This window comes from Amycolatopsis thailandensis (assembly GCF_042723255.1).
In the GTDB taxonomy this organism is placed as follows: Bacteria; Actinomycetota; Actinomycetes; order Mycobacteriales; family Pseudonocardiaceae; genus Amycolatopsis; species Amycolatopsis thailandensis.
In genome coordinates this window covers 1-13,536 of the sequence record NZ_JBHXJK010000182.1, presented here as the reverse complement: position 1 = coordinate 13,536, position 13,536 = coordinate 1, and the positions used below count along the sequence as shown (strand labels likewise).

Genomic DNA, 13,536 nt, shown 5'->3' with positions numbered 1-13,536 from the left:
CCCCCTTCCCTCGGCTCAGCCGAGGGAAGGGGGCCTTCACGCGCAAAAGGTCAGCAGTAGCCCAGGCGAGCGAGAGTGTCGACGATGATCTCCGACGGGTGGAACTTCTCGACCCACGACTCGCCGCGGCGGTTCTGGTAGGTGTCGAGGAAGTTCTGCAGCTTGTCCCCGCGCATCTCGGTCAGCACGACGGTCTCGCCGAGGTGCTGCGGCGTCTCGGTGCGCTCGCGGTGCACGGCGCACGGCAGGCCGAGGTAGTAGCACTCGGCAGAGAGGCCGCCCGAGTCGGTGACGACGTACTCCGCGCGCGCGACCAGCGGCAGGAACTTCAGGTACCGCATCTTCGGCTGGATGATGAAGTTCTTCTCGTCGAAGAGGTTCGCCAGGCCCAGCGCGCGGATCTTCTCGCGCTCGGGCGCGCCCGCCATGTAGAGGATCGGCATCTGCTTGCTCTGCTCGCGCAGGATCTCCAGCGCCTCGCGGTACTTGTCCGCGCGCGAGACCAGCTCGAAGCGGTGCAGGGTGGCGAGGCCGAACTTCTCCGGCAGGCCCTCGATGTCGAGCGGGCCGTTGATGGCCAGCCGCATCGCGTCGATCGCGGTGTTCGCCTCGGTGTCGACGACGACGCCGCGGGCGTTGCGGAGGTTGTTCACCTCACGCGCGCTCGGCGCGAAGTGCATGTCGACGATCTTCGCGGCGATCTTCCGGTTCAGCTCCTCCGGCAGCGGCGACATGATGCTGCCCGACCGCGCACCCGCCTCGACGTGCCCGACCCGCGACTTGAGGATCCGCTTCCCGATGAGCGAGCCGTACGGCGTGGTGAAGGTGTCGCCGTGCACCAGCACCAGCGGCGGGCGCCCGTCCTCGACCAGCGCGGCCTTCAGTTCGGCCCGGCGGCTCCACGCGGTCCGCAGCACCTGCGCGGCCCAGCCCGGCACCTGCGCGGGCGACTCCAGGTTGTGCGCCTTCTCCTTCGGCACGAGCCAGACGTCGGGCTCCGGGAGGTTCAGGTCGGCGAGAACGTCCGAGACCTCGTCGACGTGCTGCGCGGTGAACCAGATCTTCGGCCGGACCCCGCGTTCGAGGATGCCGTGGTAGACCGGCGCGATTTTGATCAGTTCCGCCGTGGTGCCGAGAATGAAGGAAATCACCGGAAGAGCCATTCTGTCGGGGTCTGCGGTGCCCGAAGGATACTGGTGGGCCGCGCAAGGTAGCCTCGCCGGGGTGAGTGCGAATTCGCTCCTCCCGGCCCTGTCCGTCGTGATCCCGGTCTACAACGAGCAGAACTGGATCGACCGCAGTGTGGGCGCGCTGATCGCGTCGGCACAGGCGGCGAACTGGCCGGTCGAGGTCGTCGTGGTCGACGACGGCAGCACCGACGGCACCGGCGACAAGCTCACCAGGCTGCAGGAGCTGTACGGCATCACCGTCCTCTCCCAGCCGAACAGCGGCCGGTTCGAGGCCCGCCGGGCGGGGATCGCGAAGGCCTCCGGGCGGCAGATCCTCCTGCTCGACAGCCGCGTGATCGTGGACACCGGCTCGCTCACCTTCCTGCGCGACCAGCTCGTCGACCACCCCGAGCGCACGGTGTGGAACGGTCACATCAACGTCGCGTCCGAACACAATCCGTATGCGGGATTCATGGCGGGACTGGTCAAGATCCCGTGGCGCCGTTATTGCGCGAACCCGAGATTGATGTCGTTCGGTATCGAGGAGTTCGACGTCTTCCCCAAAGGAACCGGATTCTTTTCCGCGCCGAAGGACGTTCTCGAGGATTCCTCGAACGCGTTCGAGTCGCTCTTCGAAGACGTCCGTTTCGCCAGTGACGACACGGGTGTTCTGCGCTGGATCGCCGAACGGCACCGGATCTTCCTGGCCCCGGAGTTCTCCGCGACTTACCATGGCCGCGATTCCTTCAAGAAGTTCATCGGGCAGTCGTATTTCCGCGGCACCACGTTCGTCGATTCGTATCTCGCGTCGCCCGGCCCCGCGCGCAACGGCCTGTTCGCCGCGATGGCCGTCGGGGTGCTCGGGCTCGGTGTCGCCGCGAAGCGCCCGAAGACCGCCGTCGCGCTGGCCGCCGCCGGTTCGACGGCCGCCGGGTTCGCGGTGACGAAGTTCGGCGCGACCAAGGCCGAGGCCAAGGCCGTCGCCCAGCTCACGCCGGTGTTCGCCGCCGGGTTCGGGGCCGGGGCGATCCGCGGCCTCTTCATGGCGCTGCGGTCCCGGCGCAAACGATGAGCAACGCGGTGAGCGACGAAAAACTGGCCAAGAGCACCGGGAAGTCCGCCGGCCGCATCGGCGTCTACCTGCTGATCGCGATCGCGCTGGGCTACGCGCTGACCGTGGTCTGGGGCCGGACGCTGTCCAAGGCCGACAACGCTGTCCTGCTGTCCTTCTGGGGCATGCTGATGGGGCTGGGCGCCGCCCTGTCCCCGCTCGAACAGGAGATCTCGCGCCAGTCCGCGCACGCCGCGCTCGACGGCCGCAAGGCCGGGCGACCGGCCGTGATCGCCTTCGTCACCAGCGCGATCGCCGTGGTGGTCGTCGCACTGATCACGCTCATCCCGCCGGTGACCGAGAAGGTCTACGGCGGACAGTTCGCGCTCGCCGTGATCGTGCTGGCCGGCGGGGTTTCGTTCGCCTTCCAGTTCGCCGCGCGCGGTCTGCTCATCGGCCAGGACCACGTCCGGTCCTACTCGTGGCTGATCCTGGTCGAGGCCGCGGTGCGGATCCTCGTGGTCGCCGCGCTGGTGGTCGCCGGGCTCACCCAGCTGTACTGGTTCGCCGTCGCCGCCGCGACCGGCTCGTTCGCCTGGCTGCTGTTCGCCCGCGGCGCGGCCCGGCTGGTCGACCCCGAGCTGGACGCCGACGAGCCCGCGAAGCCGATCGTCACGAACATGCTGATGCTGCTGGCGGGCGCCGGGCTCACCGCGAGCGTCATCACCGGCTATCCGGCGCTGGTCAGCCTGCTCGCGCCCGGCGGCGACAAGGACGCGCTCGGCGTGCTCTTCCTCGCCCTGTTCGTGGCGAGGACCCCGCTCACGCTGATGGCGCCGGTCCAGGCCCTCGCGGTCCCGACCGTGGTGCGCCTGTCCAGCACCGAGGAGGGCAAGCACCGGCTGCGCAGGCTGCTCGCGCTCGGCTCCGTGGGCGCGCTGGCGCTCGCGGCCCTCGGCGCGCTGATCGGCTGGCTGATCGGCCCGTGGGTGGTGCGCCTCGTCTACGGCGCGAAGAACGATCCCCAGGCCTGGTGGATGGCCGGGCTGGTCTGGTCGTCGGTGCTGCTGGCCGCGATGCAGCTGCTCGCCGCCGTCCTCGTCGCGCAGGCCAAGGCCAAGAAGGTGCTGATCACCTGGGCCGCCGTCGTCGTCGCGACCGCGCTGGTCCTGCTGTTCTTCCCCGGTGACACCGTCGTGCGCGCCGTCGTCGGGCTCGCCGCCGGTCCGACGGTCGGACTGCTGGTCGTCATGGGTTTCGTGGTGAGGGGCACGCCGGAGACGGGCAACCCGAAGCCGTCCGAAACGTCTCGATAGTGTGGCCGCGCCACGAACGGGTTGGCGTTATTGACGCCGAATAGGGTTGGACAGCGAATTCGATGAACGTTCTTTTGGTGTTGCTGGCGTTCTGGCTGCCGGGTCTCGTCTTCGGCGCCGCGATCAGGCTGCGCGGCTGGACCCTCGCCGCCGCGGCCCCGCTGCTGACCTTCGGCCTGGTCGCCATCGGCATCCCGATCCTCGGCCGGTTCGGCATCCGCTGGACCATGCTGAACGTCGGCCTGTGGGTGCTGCTGCTGTCCGTGATCGGCTTCGCGCTCTCGTTCCTCGTCCTCCGCTTCACCGCGAAGCGGCACGCGGACTGGGCCGAGGACGAAGACGACGACGAGACGAAGCGCTCCCTGCGTGACCACCTGCTGATCGGCGCCGGTGTCGTGGTCGGCCTCGGCGTCGGCACGGTGACCTTCCTGCGCGGTTCGCACAGCCTGGAGAACGTCCAGCAGGGCTGGGACGCCCCGTTCCACGGCAACCTGGTGCGCTGGATCGCCGAGCACGGCGACGCGCGCGCGTCGACCGTCGGCACCATCGCGAACCTGCCGAACCAGACCGACTACTTCTACCCGGACACCTACCACGCGCTGCTCGCCCTGGTCTTCGGCAAGGGCGGCCTGACGATGATGCCGACGCTGAACCTGGCGGCGCTCATGGTCGTGCTGACCGTCCCGGTCGGCGTCGCGGCGATGTGCCGCGCCTGGCGCATGCCGGTCCTCGCGACCGCCGCCGCCGCGGCCGTGTCCACCTGGTTCACCGCGTTCCCGTACGACTCGCTGTGGCGCGGCCCGCTCTGGCCGTACGTCGCCGGCGTGGCGCTCGTGCCCGCGATGCTCGCGCTCGCCCGCCTGCTGCTCAAGCCGAACGGCGTCGCCGGGCCGATCGCGATCGGCGTCGGCGTCGCCGGGCTGGCGGGCCTGCACACCAGCCTGATCTTCGTGATCATGGTCTATTTCCTGCTGATCCTGCTCGCGGTGCTGTTCCGCTTCGAAAAGATCGACTGGCGCCGGAGCGCCGCTTCGCTGGTGGCCACGGTCGTGATGGCCGTCGTGCTCGGCGTGCCGCAGGTCCTGCCGGCGCTCTACAACGCGGGCGGCGTGACCAGCGCGTTCTGGGCTTCGGAGACCAGCGTGTCCGGCGCGCTCGGGCAGACCATCACGTTCTCGCCGATGGCGTCGTTCCCGCAGTGGTGGATCGGCATCCCGGCGATCATCGGGGTGTTCTTCCTGGTCAAGCACCGCCGGATGCTCTGGATGGTCGGCGCGTACGTCGTCCTCGGCGGCCTGTTCGCCGCGACGATCTCGCTGGAGACGCCGCTCATCCACACCCTGACCGGGGTGTTCTACAACGACCACTGGCGGATCGGCGCGCTCGTGCCGCTGGCGGGCGCCGTCGCGTTCGGCGAGTTCGTGCACACCGCGTCGGGCAAGTTCGCCGAGAAGATCGGCGAGCGCAAACCGAACCTGAACCCGTTCACCGCCGCCATCGCGGGCGCGCTGGTGATCGGCCTGGTGGTCGCGGTGCTGAGCCGAGGCGGGTACATCGGCCGCAACTCCGCGCGGCTCGCGATGAACTACGGTCCGGACGGCCCCTCGGTCAGCAAGGGCGAGGAAGAGGCCTACGCGTGGCTCGGGAAGCACGTCGTGCCGGGTGAGCGCGTCATGAACGACAAGGCCGACGGCTCGGTGTGGCTGTACGCCCTTTCGGGCGCCCAGCCGGTCGAGTGGACGAACTACGGCGCCGAGTTCACCACCAAGGCGGGCTGGCTCAGCGTCTTCCTGAACGACCTCAACCGGGACCCGCGCGTGCGCGAGGCGCTCACCGACCTCAAGGTGCGCTACGTGCTCGTCGGCAAGGGCAAGGTGGCCCCCAACGCGCAGTCCGCGGTGGGCCTCCAGCGCCTCGACATCACTCCGGGTTTCAAGCGCGTTTTCCACAACCTCGACGCGTCGGTCTACGAAATCGAAGGTCAGCAAGGTGTGGTCGCCGCCGGCGCCACCACCGGGTCCGACACCGCTCACGGCCAGTAAGAAGATAGAGTGATCCAGTGTCCAGTACGTCCGTGACCACCCGTCGCGTGCTCATCGTGATGCCTGCTTTGAACGAGCAGGCCAGCGTCGGCGCGGTCATTTCCCAGGTCAAGCAGTCCTTGCCGGGCATGGACGTGCTGGTGGTCGACGACGGTTCGTCCGACGACACGGCCAAGCTCGCCCGCGCGGCGGGCGCGGAGGTGGCCCGCCTGTCGGTGAACCTCGGCGTCGGCGGGGCGATGCGCACCGGCTTCCGGTACGCGGCCGCCCGCGGCTACGACGTCGTCGTCCAGGTGGACGCGGACGGCCAGCACGATCCCGACGAGGTCGCCGCGCTGCTGGACGCGCTCGACGACGCCGACATCGCGATCGGCTCGCGTTTCGCGGGCAAGGGCGCGTACAAGGCGAGCGGCCCGCGGAAATACGCGATGGTCGTGCTCTCGTTCGTTTTCTCCCGGCTCGGGAAGACCAAGCTCACCGACGTGACCTCCGGGTTCAAGGCGATGGGCCCGCGCGCGATCAAAATGTTCGCCGCGTACTACCCGGCCGAATACCTCGGCGACACGGTCGAATCGCTGGTGATGGCGATCCGCGCCGAACTGAAGATCAAGGAAATCCCGGTGATCATGCGGGAACGGGCCGGTGGCACACCGAGCCATTCCCCGGTGAAATCGGCCGTCTACCTCGGCCGCGCCGGACTCGCCCTGCTGCTGGCGCTGGTGCGCCGCCGCCCCGCGGTCGACTCGTCGGATTCGGCGTAAAAGGAGCTGATTATGGCTGGCTGGCGCATTCTCAGCATCGTCGTCGCCTGTCTGGTGCTGTTCGTCGTCCTCGAGATGATGCGACGACGGAAACTGCGGGAAAAGTACGCGGGTGTTTGGCTCGTCCTCGCCATCGGCGTGGTGGTGCTCGCCCTCGTTCCGCAGGCCGCCGACTTCCTGGCGCGGGTAACCGGCGTGCAAACGCCGTCGAACTTCGTATTCCTCTTGGCCGGTGTCGTTCTCGCACTGGTCGCCTTGCATCTGTCGACCGAGGTCGGACACCTCGAAGAAGAGGTCCGGACCTCCGTCGAAGAGATCGCGCTGCTCCGTTGCGAACTCGCCGACGCCCAGCGTGACCTGGAAGAACGCGTCGCCGCGCTCGAAGCACGGACGGCCACGCCCGACAACGTCAAAGGGCTCCCCGAAGTGAGCCCCGCACGCGCACGCTGATCGACGCGCTCCTGGCGGCCCCGCCGAAGCTGGGGGCCGTCCGCGTCCTCGCCGTCGACGGGCCGTCAGGCTCCGGAAAATCCACGCTGGCGGGGAAGATCGTGGCCGGACTCGCCGGTCGCGACATCGCCGTCGCGCTGGTCAGCACCGACGAGTTCGCGACCTGGGACGAGCCCGTTTCCTGGTGGCCACGGCTCGAAACCGGTGTCCTGGCACCGCTGTGCGCGGGCAGGCACGGCCGCTATCGCCGGGTGGACTGGTCGACCGGTGTCCCGTCGCCCGGCGAAGAAGTCGAGATCCCGGTCCCGGAAGTCCTGGTCCTGGAAGGCGTTTCCAGTGGCAGGGCGCGGATGCGGCCGTCGTTGTCCCTGCTGACCTGGTTGGACGGCGGGACCGAAGCCGAGCGCCTCGACCGCGCCGCCGGGCGGGACGGCGAGGAGTCCCGGGCGGACCTGCGGCGCTGGCAGCTGTTCGAACGAGGCTGGTTCACCGTGGACGACACCAAGGCCGCCGCGGATTCCGTGGTCTCGCCTCGTGAGTGGTAAGGACGGTTCTAACCGTCCTTACCACTCACGAGACGCGCCTTGAACCCCTCGGATGTCCACTTCTGTCAGTGATCCAATGAGCCTAGTGGTGGACACCCATTTGAGTTAGTGGACCGGCACTCTGTGCGTTAGTGGACCGGAATTGATTACACTAAGTGCGGAATTGTGGACACTTTGCGGTCGTATTGGCCTTCGTGTAGCGCGATCGTAACCTCGCGTGCTTAAGTGCGGGCTGAGTTCCCGCTAGTGTCGGCGAGCACACCGATCGTCCGCGGAGTTCGAGTTTTCGACCGACGCCGACGGTGCCTAAACACCGAAATTCTCCTCAAGGGGTGCCAGATGCAGCAACTGCGGGTGACCCGAGCACGCCGTGTGGCCCTGATCGGGCTTGCCGGCGCACTCGCGGTCTCCATGTCCGCCTGTGCCGATTCGAAGCGTGAAGAAGGCGCAGGGGGTGGCTCGGGAGGCAGCATGGTCTTCGGCGCCGCCGGTAACCCGAAGACTTTCGACCCGCTCTTCAACGACGACGGTGAGACCTTCCGCATCATCCGCCAGATGATGGACACCCTGATCATGAACAAGCCGGGGACCGCGGACCTCGAGCCCGGCTTGGCCGAGAAGTGGGAAGGCAGCAACGAAGGCAAGACCTGGACCTTCACCCTCAAGAAGGGCGTGAAGTTCCACGACGGCACCCCGTTCAACGCCGAAGCGGTCTGCTTCAACTTCAACCGCATGTTCAACATGAAGGGCGCCGCGGCCCAGAGCCAGATGATCTACTACGGCGACGTCTTCGAGGGCTTCGCCAAGAACGAGGGCGACGCCTCCGGCGCCCCGGTGTTCAAGGACTGCCAGGCCAAGGACGAGTCGACCGCGATCCTGAACCTGAACAAGGCCAAGGGCGCCTTCCCGGCCGCGTTCACGCTGCCGTCGTTCTCGATCCAGAGCCCGGACGCGCTGAAGAAGTACAACGCGGACAACGTCACCCAGAGTGGTGACTCGTTCTCCTACCCGGAGTACGCGTTGCAGCACCCGACCGGCACCGGCCCGTTCAAGTTCGAGAGCTGGGACCAGGCCAAGGGTGAGATCACCCTCTCCAAGGCGACCGACTCCCCGACCCAGACGGCCAAGCTCGACAAGCTGGTCTTCAAGGTCATCCCGGACGAGAACGCCCGCAAGCAGGCGCTGAAGGCCGGCGACATCCAGGGCTATGACTACCCGTCGCCCGCGGACTACGGCCTGCTGCGCAACGACGGTGAGCAGGTGCTCATCCGCCCGTCGTTCAACATCCTGTACCTGGGCATCAACCAGGCGAACAACCCGAAGCTGAAGGACCCCAAGGTCCGCCAGGCGCTGGCCTACGGTCTCAACCGCGACCAGTTCGTGAAGTCGAAGCTCCCCGAGGGCGCCGAGACCGCGACCCAGTTCGTGCCGAAGGCGATCGACGGCTACAACGAGAACGTCACCAAGTACCCGTACGATCTCAACAAGGCCAAGCAGCTTCTGAAGGAAGCCGGCGCCGAGGGCATGACCCTGAAGTTCTACTACCCGACCGAGGTCACCCGGCCGTACATGCCGAACCCGGCGGACATCTTCACCTCGCTGTCCGAGGACATGAAGGCCATGGGCATCAAGGTCGAGCCGATCGCCAAGCCGTGGAACGGTGGCTACAAGGACGACGTGCAGAAGGCCGGCAAGCAGGACGTCCACCTGCTCGGCTGGACCGGTGACTACAACGACGCCGGCAACTTCGTCGGCACCTTCTTCGGTCGCGAAAAGGCGGAGTTCGGCTTCAACAACCCGGAGCTGTTCGCCGCTCTCGCCGCCGCGGACGCCGCGCCCGCCGGTGAGGCGCACACCAAGGCGTACCAGGAAGCCAACCAGAAGATCATGGAGTACCTGCCCGCCATCCCGATCTCCTACGGCCCCCCGGCGATCGTCGTCGGCCCGAAGGTGAAGGGCCTGGTGGCCAGCCCGCTGACCGACGAGCGCTTCTACACCGTCACGGTCAACTGATCCACCACCACTAAGCCACCAGGGGGTGGGCGCTACCGCGCCCGCCCCCTGTGGCCCATTCCCGGGCTGGCAACAAAGGAACGCACGTGCTCCGTTTTCTCGTGCGTCGGCTGCTACAAGCGATACCGACGCTCTTGATCCTGTCCATTTTGATCTTCGCCTGGCTCCGGTCCCTTCCCGGTGGCCCCGCCGGCGCTCTCCTGGGCGACAAGGCGACCCCGGAGAAGATCGCCGACCTGAACCGGATCCTCGGCCTCGACGATCCGATCTTCATCCAGTACTTCAAGTTCCTCGGCCGGGCCATCACCGGCGACTTCGGCAACTCGCTGGTCTCCGCCCAGCCGGTCATGTCGGAGATCGGGAACTTCCTTCCCGCCACTCTCGAACTCGGCTTCTGCGCGATGATCATCGCTGTGGGCCTCGGCATCCCGTTCGGCTACCTGGCCGCCCGGTTCCGAGGCGGGGCCGTCGACAACGTCATCATCGTGCTCACCCTGGTCGGCGTCGCCGTACCGGTGTTCTTCCTCGGCTACATGATGCAGGACGCGCTCGCCGCCCCGCTGGGACTTCCCTCGCAGGGCCGCCAGATGGCCGGTCTCGACGCCACCACCGTCACCGGTTTCGCGGTCTTCGACGGCATCATCACCCAGGAATGGGACGCCGCCTGGGACGCGATCCTCCACCTGATCCTGCCCGCGTTCGCGCTGGCCACCATCCCGCTCGCGGTGATCGTCCGGATCACCCGCGCGTCGGTGCTGGACGTGCTGAACGAGGACTTCATCCGCACGGCCAACTCGAAGGGCCTGACCCAGCCGATCGTCCGGCGCCGTCACGTGCTCCGCAACGGCCTGCTGCCGGTGGTCACCACCATCGGCCTGCAGACCGGCGCGCTGCTCGGTGGCGCGGTGCTGACCGAGCGGGTGTTCAACTTCCGCGGTCTCGGCTTCCTGCTCGCCGAGGGCATCGAACGGCGTGACTACCCGCGTCTGCAAGCGCTGCTGCTGTTCGGCGCGCTGGTGTACGTGCTGGTGAACATGCTGGTCGATGTCTCGTACGGGCTCATCGACCCGAGGGTGCGTGTCCGATGAACACATTGCTGAACAAGAAGAAGGAGCCGATCGACAAGCTCGCCGCGTCGACGGCGAAGGGGCACAGCCTCGGCGGCGAGGCGCTGCGCCGGATGCTGCGGAGCCCGGTGGCCATCACCGGCGCCGTGATCACCGGCCTGTTCCTGCTGGTGGCGATCCTGGCGCCGTTCATCGCGCCGAAGGACCCGTACGAGCGGTACCTGCAGAGCCAGGTCATCCTCGGCCAGGGCATCATCCCCGGCGCGCAGCCGGGTTTCCCGCTCGGCGTCGACGACTTCGGCCGTGACTACCTTTCGCGGCTGCTGGTCGGCGCTCAGAACACGCTGCTGGTCGGCGTGCTCGCGACGGTCATCGGCGTCGTGGTCGGCATGATCATCGGCGGGCTCGCCGGTGCCTTCGGCGGCTGGGTCGACACGGTGCTCATGCGCCTGGTCGACGTCATGCTGTCGGTGCCGTCGCTGCTGCTGGCGATCTCGGTCGCCGCGCTGTTCCAGAAGCCGAGCCAGTGGACCGTGATCGTGGCCGTGTCGATGGTCGGCGTGCCGATCTTCGCGCGGTTGCTGCGCGGTTCGATGCTCGCGCAGAGAAACAGCGACCACGTGCTCGCGGCGACGTCACTCGGTGTCAAACGCGGGACGATCGTGTTGCGGCACATGCTGCCCAACTCGCTCGGCCCGGTCATCGTGCAGGCCACGCTGACCCTGGCGACCGCGATCCTCGAGGCGGCGGCGCTGTCGTTCCTCGGTCTCGGCGACCCGGACCCGAACCGGGCGGAATGGGGAATCATGCTGAGCCGCAGCGCCCGGCAGTTCCTCGACATCCGCCCCGAACTGGCGTACTACCCGGCCATCGCGATCATTGTCGTCGCGCTCGGCTTCACGCTGCTCGGCGAGTCCTTGCGGGAAGCCCTCGATCCGAAGAACAGGCGGTGATTTCTGATGGCACTCCTCGAAGTACGTGACCTCAAGGTCGTTTTCCAGCGACGCGGCGAGAAGCCGTTCACCGCGGTGGACGAGATCAGTTTCGACGTCGAACCCGGCCAGACGGTCGGTCTCGTCGGCGAGTCCGGTTGCGGCAAGTCCGTGACCTCGCTGGCGATCATGCGGCTGCTCGCGAAGCGCGGCAACCAGGTCAGCGGATCGGTGTCGTTCGAAGGCACGGATCTGCTTCGCTTGTCGGACAAGGAAATGCGGGACCGCCGGGGTCGCGACCTCGGCATGGTCTTCCAGGACCCGCTGTCCTCGCTGAACCCGGTCATCCCGATCGGGCTGCAGATCACCGAGGTGCTGGAGCGGCACCGCGGGATGTCGCGCAAGGTGGCGTCGAAGGAAGCCGTCGAACTGCTCGACAAGGTCGGCATCCCCGACCCGTCGAGGCGGCTTTCCGAGTACCCGCACCAGCTTTCCGGCGGGATGCGGCAGCGCGCGCTGATCGCGATCGCGCTGGCGTGCCGTCCTCGGCTGCTCATCGCCGACGAGCCGACCACCGCGCTCGACGTGACGATCCAGGCGCAGATCCTCGCCCTGCTGCGGGAACTGGTGCAGGACACCGGGACCGCGCTGATCATGATCACGCACGACCTCGGTGTCGTCGCCGGTCTCTGCGACGAGGTCAACGTGCTCTACGGCGGCAAGATCGTCGAGCGCGCGGAACGGCACTCGCTGTTCGCCGAACCGCGGCACCCGTACACGCACGGCCTGCTCGCCTCGATCCCGCGTCTCGACGCGGGCCGCGGCGAGAAACTGATCCCCATCAAGGGATCCGTCGCCGACAACATCCCGTGGGACGGCGGCTGCGCGTTCGCGCCCCGCTGCCCGAACGCTCTCGGCGTGTGCCGGGAGGTTTCACCGCAGCTGACCCCCGATCGCGGTGGGCTGCTGCGCTGCCACAACCCGGTGATCCCGGCCGTGGCCGCACAAGGAGGGGCCCGATGACGCACGCGGTACCGGAGCAGGAAGTGCTCCTGGAGGTCGAAGACCTCAAGGTCCACTTCCCGATCAAGCGCGGCATTGTGGTCGACAAGACGGTCGGGCACGTGTTCGCTGTCGACGGCGTCGATCTGGCCATCCGCAAGGGTGAGACCTACGGCCTGGTCGGGGAATCCGGCTGCGGCAAGTCCACTTTGGGCAGGGCGATCCTCCGGCTCACCGAGCTGACGGCGGGCAAGGTCGTCTTCGACGGCACCGACGTCGCCGGGCTCAAGGGCGAGGACCTGCGCAAGGCGCGCCGCCGGATGCAGATGGTCTTCCAGGACCCGATGTCCTCTTTGGACCCTCGGCAGTCGGTGGAATCCATTCTGACGGAAGGGATGAAGGCGCACGGCCTCGACAAGGACAAGGAAGCGACCGCCAAGCGGTTGCGGGAACTCCTCGCCGCCGTCGGTCTTCCGGAGTCTTCGCTGCGGAAGTACCCGCACGAGTTCTCGGGCGGTCAGCGTCAGCGCATCGGCATCGCGCGGGCGCTCGCGGTCCAGCCGGACCTGATCGTCGCCGACGAACCGGTGTCCGCGCTGGACGTCTCGGTGCAGGCGCAGGTGGTCAACCTCCTGGAGGACCTTCAGGAGAAGCTCGGGCTCACGTATCTCGTGATCGCGCACGACCTCGCGGTGGTGCGGCACATCTCGGACCGCATCGGCGTGATGTACCTCGGCTCGCTGGTCGAAGAGGCCGACGCCGACACGCTGTACGAGAACCCACTGCACCCGTACACGCGGGCGCTGCTCTCGGCGATCCCCGTGCCGGACCCGACGGTGGAGGACAGCCGGGAGCAGATCCTGCTCGCCGGTGACCTGCCTTCGCCGGCGCGGCCGCCGTCCGGTTGCCGGTTCCACACGCGGTGCCCGTGGAAGCAGCAGAGCCTGTGCGACACCGACCGCCCGCAGCTGCGGGAGATCGGCGCCGGTCACCGGGTCGCGTGCCACTACGCGGAGGACATCCGCGACGGGCGGATCAAACCGCACGCGGTCGAGGCGGAACTCGTCGGAGCCGGGGACCTGAACCCCGACGTCGGCGGACTGCCGGACGTCGGCTCGGCGGCGGAGATCCTCTAGCCCCGTATGCGCGTGAAGGGCCCCTTTCCCTCGGCTGAGCCGAGGGAAAGGG

The 13,536-nt window shown here is 67.8% G+C and carries 12 protein-coding genes; 11 read left to right on the top strand and 1 reads right to left on the bottom strand.

Going from position 1 to position 13,536, the window contains the following annotated elements; translation table 11 throughout:
• Nucleotides 1–50 precede the first annotated feature (50 nt).
• Nucleotides 51–1,163, bottom strand: a complete 1,113-nt coding sequence (locus tag ACFWMR_RS39195) for a UDP-N-acetylglucosamine 2-epimerase (protein ID WP_020632204.1) — start codon at nt 1,161–1,163, stop codon at nt 51–53.
• Nucleotides 1,164–1,224: 61 nt separating this feature from the next.
• On the opposite strand from ACFWMR_RS39195, the gene ACFWMR_RS39190 reads away from it, so the two are divergent.
• From ACFWMR_RS39190 to ACFWMR_RS39140, 11 genes are all read left to right on the top strand, one after another.
• Nucleotides 1,225–2,241 carry a glycosyltransferase family 2 protein gene (locus tag ACFWMR_RS39190; RefSeq protein ID WP_093932289.1) on the top strand — a complete coding sequence of 339 codons (1,017 nt, stop codon included), beginning with the start codon at nt 1,225–1,227 and terminating at the stop codon, nt 2,239–2,241.
• Nucleotides 2,238–3,536 (top strand): hypothetical protein, encoded by a 1,299-nt coding sequence (locus ACFWMR_RS39185; protein WP_093932290.1) that lies wholly within the window; start codon nt 2,238–2,240, stop codon nt 3,534–3,536. The genes ACFWMR_RS39190 and ACFWMR_RS39185 overlap by 4 nt, the downstream gene beginning before the upstream one ends.
• A 62-nt stretch (nt 3,537–3,598) precedes the next feature.
• Nucleotides 3,599–5,578 (top strand): DUF6541 family protein, encoded by a 1,980-nt coding sequence (locus ACFWMR_RS39180; protein ID WP_093932291.1) that lies wholly within the window; start codon nt 3,599–3,601, stop codon nt 5,576–5,578.
• A gap of 59 nt (nt 5,579–5,637) precedes the next feature.
• Nucleotides 5,638–6,339 carry a glycosyltransferase family 2 protein gene (locus tag ACFWMR_RS39175; protein WP_093932361.1) on the top strand — a complete coding sequence of 234 codons (702 nt, stop codon included), beginning with the start codon at nt 5,638–5,640 and terminating at the stop codon, nt 6,337–6,339.
• 12 nt (nt 6,340–6,351) lie between these two features.
• Nucleotides 6,352–6,789 carry a DUF2304 domain-containing protein gene (locus tag ACFWMR_RS39170; protein WP_020632199.1) on the top strand — a complete coding sequence of 146 codons (438 nt, stop codon included), beginning with the start codon at nt 6,352–6,354 and terminating at the stop codon, nt 6,787–6,789.
• Between the two features lie 101 nt (nt 6,790–6,890).
• A complete protein-coding gene (locus tag ACFWMR_RS39165; RefSeq protein ID WP_449224350.1) occupies nt 6,891–7,334 on the top strand; it encodes a uridine kinase family protein in 444 nt (147 codons plus the stop codon).
• Nucleotides 7,335–7,673: 339 nt separating this feature from the next.
• On the top strand, nt 7,674–9,347 hold the full coding sequence (locus ACFWMR_RS39160) for an ABC transporter substrate-binding protein (RefSeq protein ID WP_449224349.1): 1,674 nt from the start codon (nt 7,674–7,676) through the stop codon (nt 9,345–9,347).
• Between the two features lie 86 nt (nt 9,348–9,433).
• A complete protein-coding gene (locus ACFWMR_RS39155) occupies nt 9,434–10,435 on the top strand; it encodes an ABC transporter permease (RefSeq protein ID WP_378382055.1) in 1,002 nt (333 codons plus the stop codon).
• Nucleotides 10,432–11,367 carry an ABC transporter permease gene (locus ACFWMR_RS39150; protein ID WP_378382054.1) on the top strand — a complete coding sequence of 312 codons (936 nt, stop codon included), beginning with the start codon at nt 10,432–10,434 and terminating at the stop codon, nt 11,365–11,367. Before ACFWMR_RS39155 ends, ACFWMR_RS39150 begins: the two co-directional genes overlap by 4 nt.
• Before the next feature lie 6 nt (nt 11,368–11,373).
• Nucleotides 11,374–12,369, top strand: coding sequence for an ABC transporter ATP-binding protein (locus ACFWMR_RS39145; protein ID WP_378382053.1), 996 nt, complete (start codon nt 11,374–11,376; stop codon nt 12,367–12,369).
• Nucleotides 12,366–13,484 (top strand): ABC transporter ATP-binding protein, encoded by a 1,119-nt coding sequence (locus ACFWMR_RS39140; RefSeq protein WP_093932297.1) that lies wholly within the window; start codon nt 12,366–12,368, stop codon nt 13,482–13,484. The genes ACFWMR_RS39145 and ACFWMR_RS39140 overlap by 4 nt, the downstream gene beginning before the upstream one ends.
• Nucleotides 13,485–13,536 lie beyond the last annotated feature (52 nt).

Bases quoted from the DNA above. Each gene is read 5' to 3' on its own strand.
- ACFWMR_RS39150 (WP_378382054.1), top strand. From the start codon at position 10,432: ATGAACACATTGCTGAACAAGAAGAAGGAGCCGATCGACAAGCTCGCC.
- ACFWMR_RS39185 (WP_093932290.1), top strand. From the start codon at position 2,238: ATGAGCAACGCGGTGAGCGACGAAAAACTGGCCAAGAGCACCGGGAAG.
- ACFWMR_RS39175 (WP_093932361.1), top strand. From the start codon at position 5,638: ATGCCTGCTTTGAACGAGCAGGCCAGCGTCGGCGCGGTCATTTCCCAG.
- ACFWMR_RS39170 (WP_020632199.1), top strand. From the start codon at position 6,352: ATGGCTGGCTGGCGCATTCTCAGCATCGTCGTCGCCTGTCTGGTGCTG.
- ACFWMR_RS39145 (WP_378382053.1), top strand. From the start codon at position 11,374: ATGGCACTCCTCGAAGTACGTGACCTCAAGGTCGTTTTCCAGCGACGC.
- ACFWMR_RS39160 (WP_449224349.1), top strand. From the start codon at position 7,674: ATGCAGCAACTGCGGGTGACCCGAGCACGCCGTGTGGCCCTGATCGGG.
- ACFWMR_RS39140 (WP_093932297.1), top strand. From the start codon at position 12,366: ATGACGCACGCGGTACCGGAGCAGGAAGTGCTCCTGGAGGTCGAAGAC.
- ACFWMR_RS39195 (WP_020632204.1), bottom strand. From the start codon at position 1,163: ATGGCTCTTCCGGTGATTTCCTTCATTCTCGGCACCACGGCGGAACTG.
- ACFWMR_RS39180 (WP_093932291.1), top strand. From the start codon at position 3,599: ATGAACGTTCTTTTGGTGTTGCTGGCGTTCTGGCTGCCGGGTCTCGTC.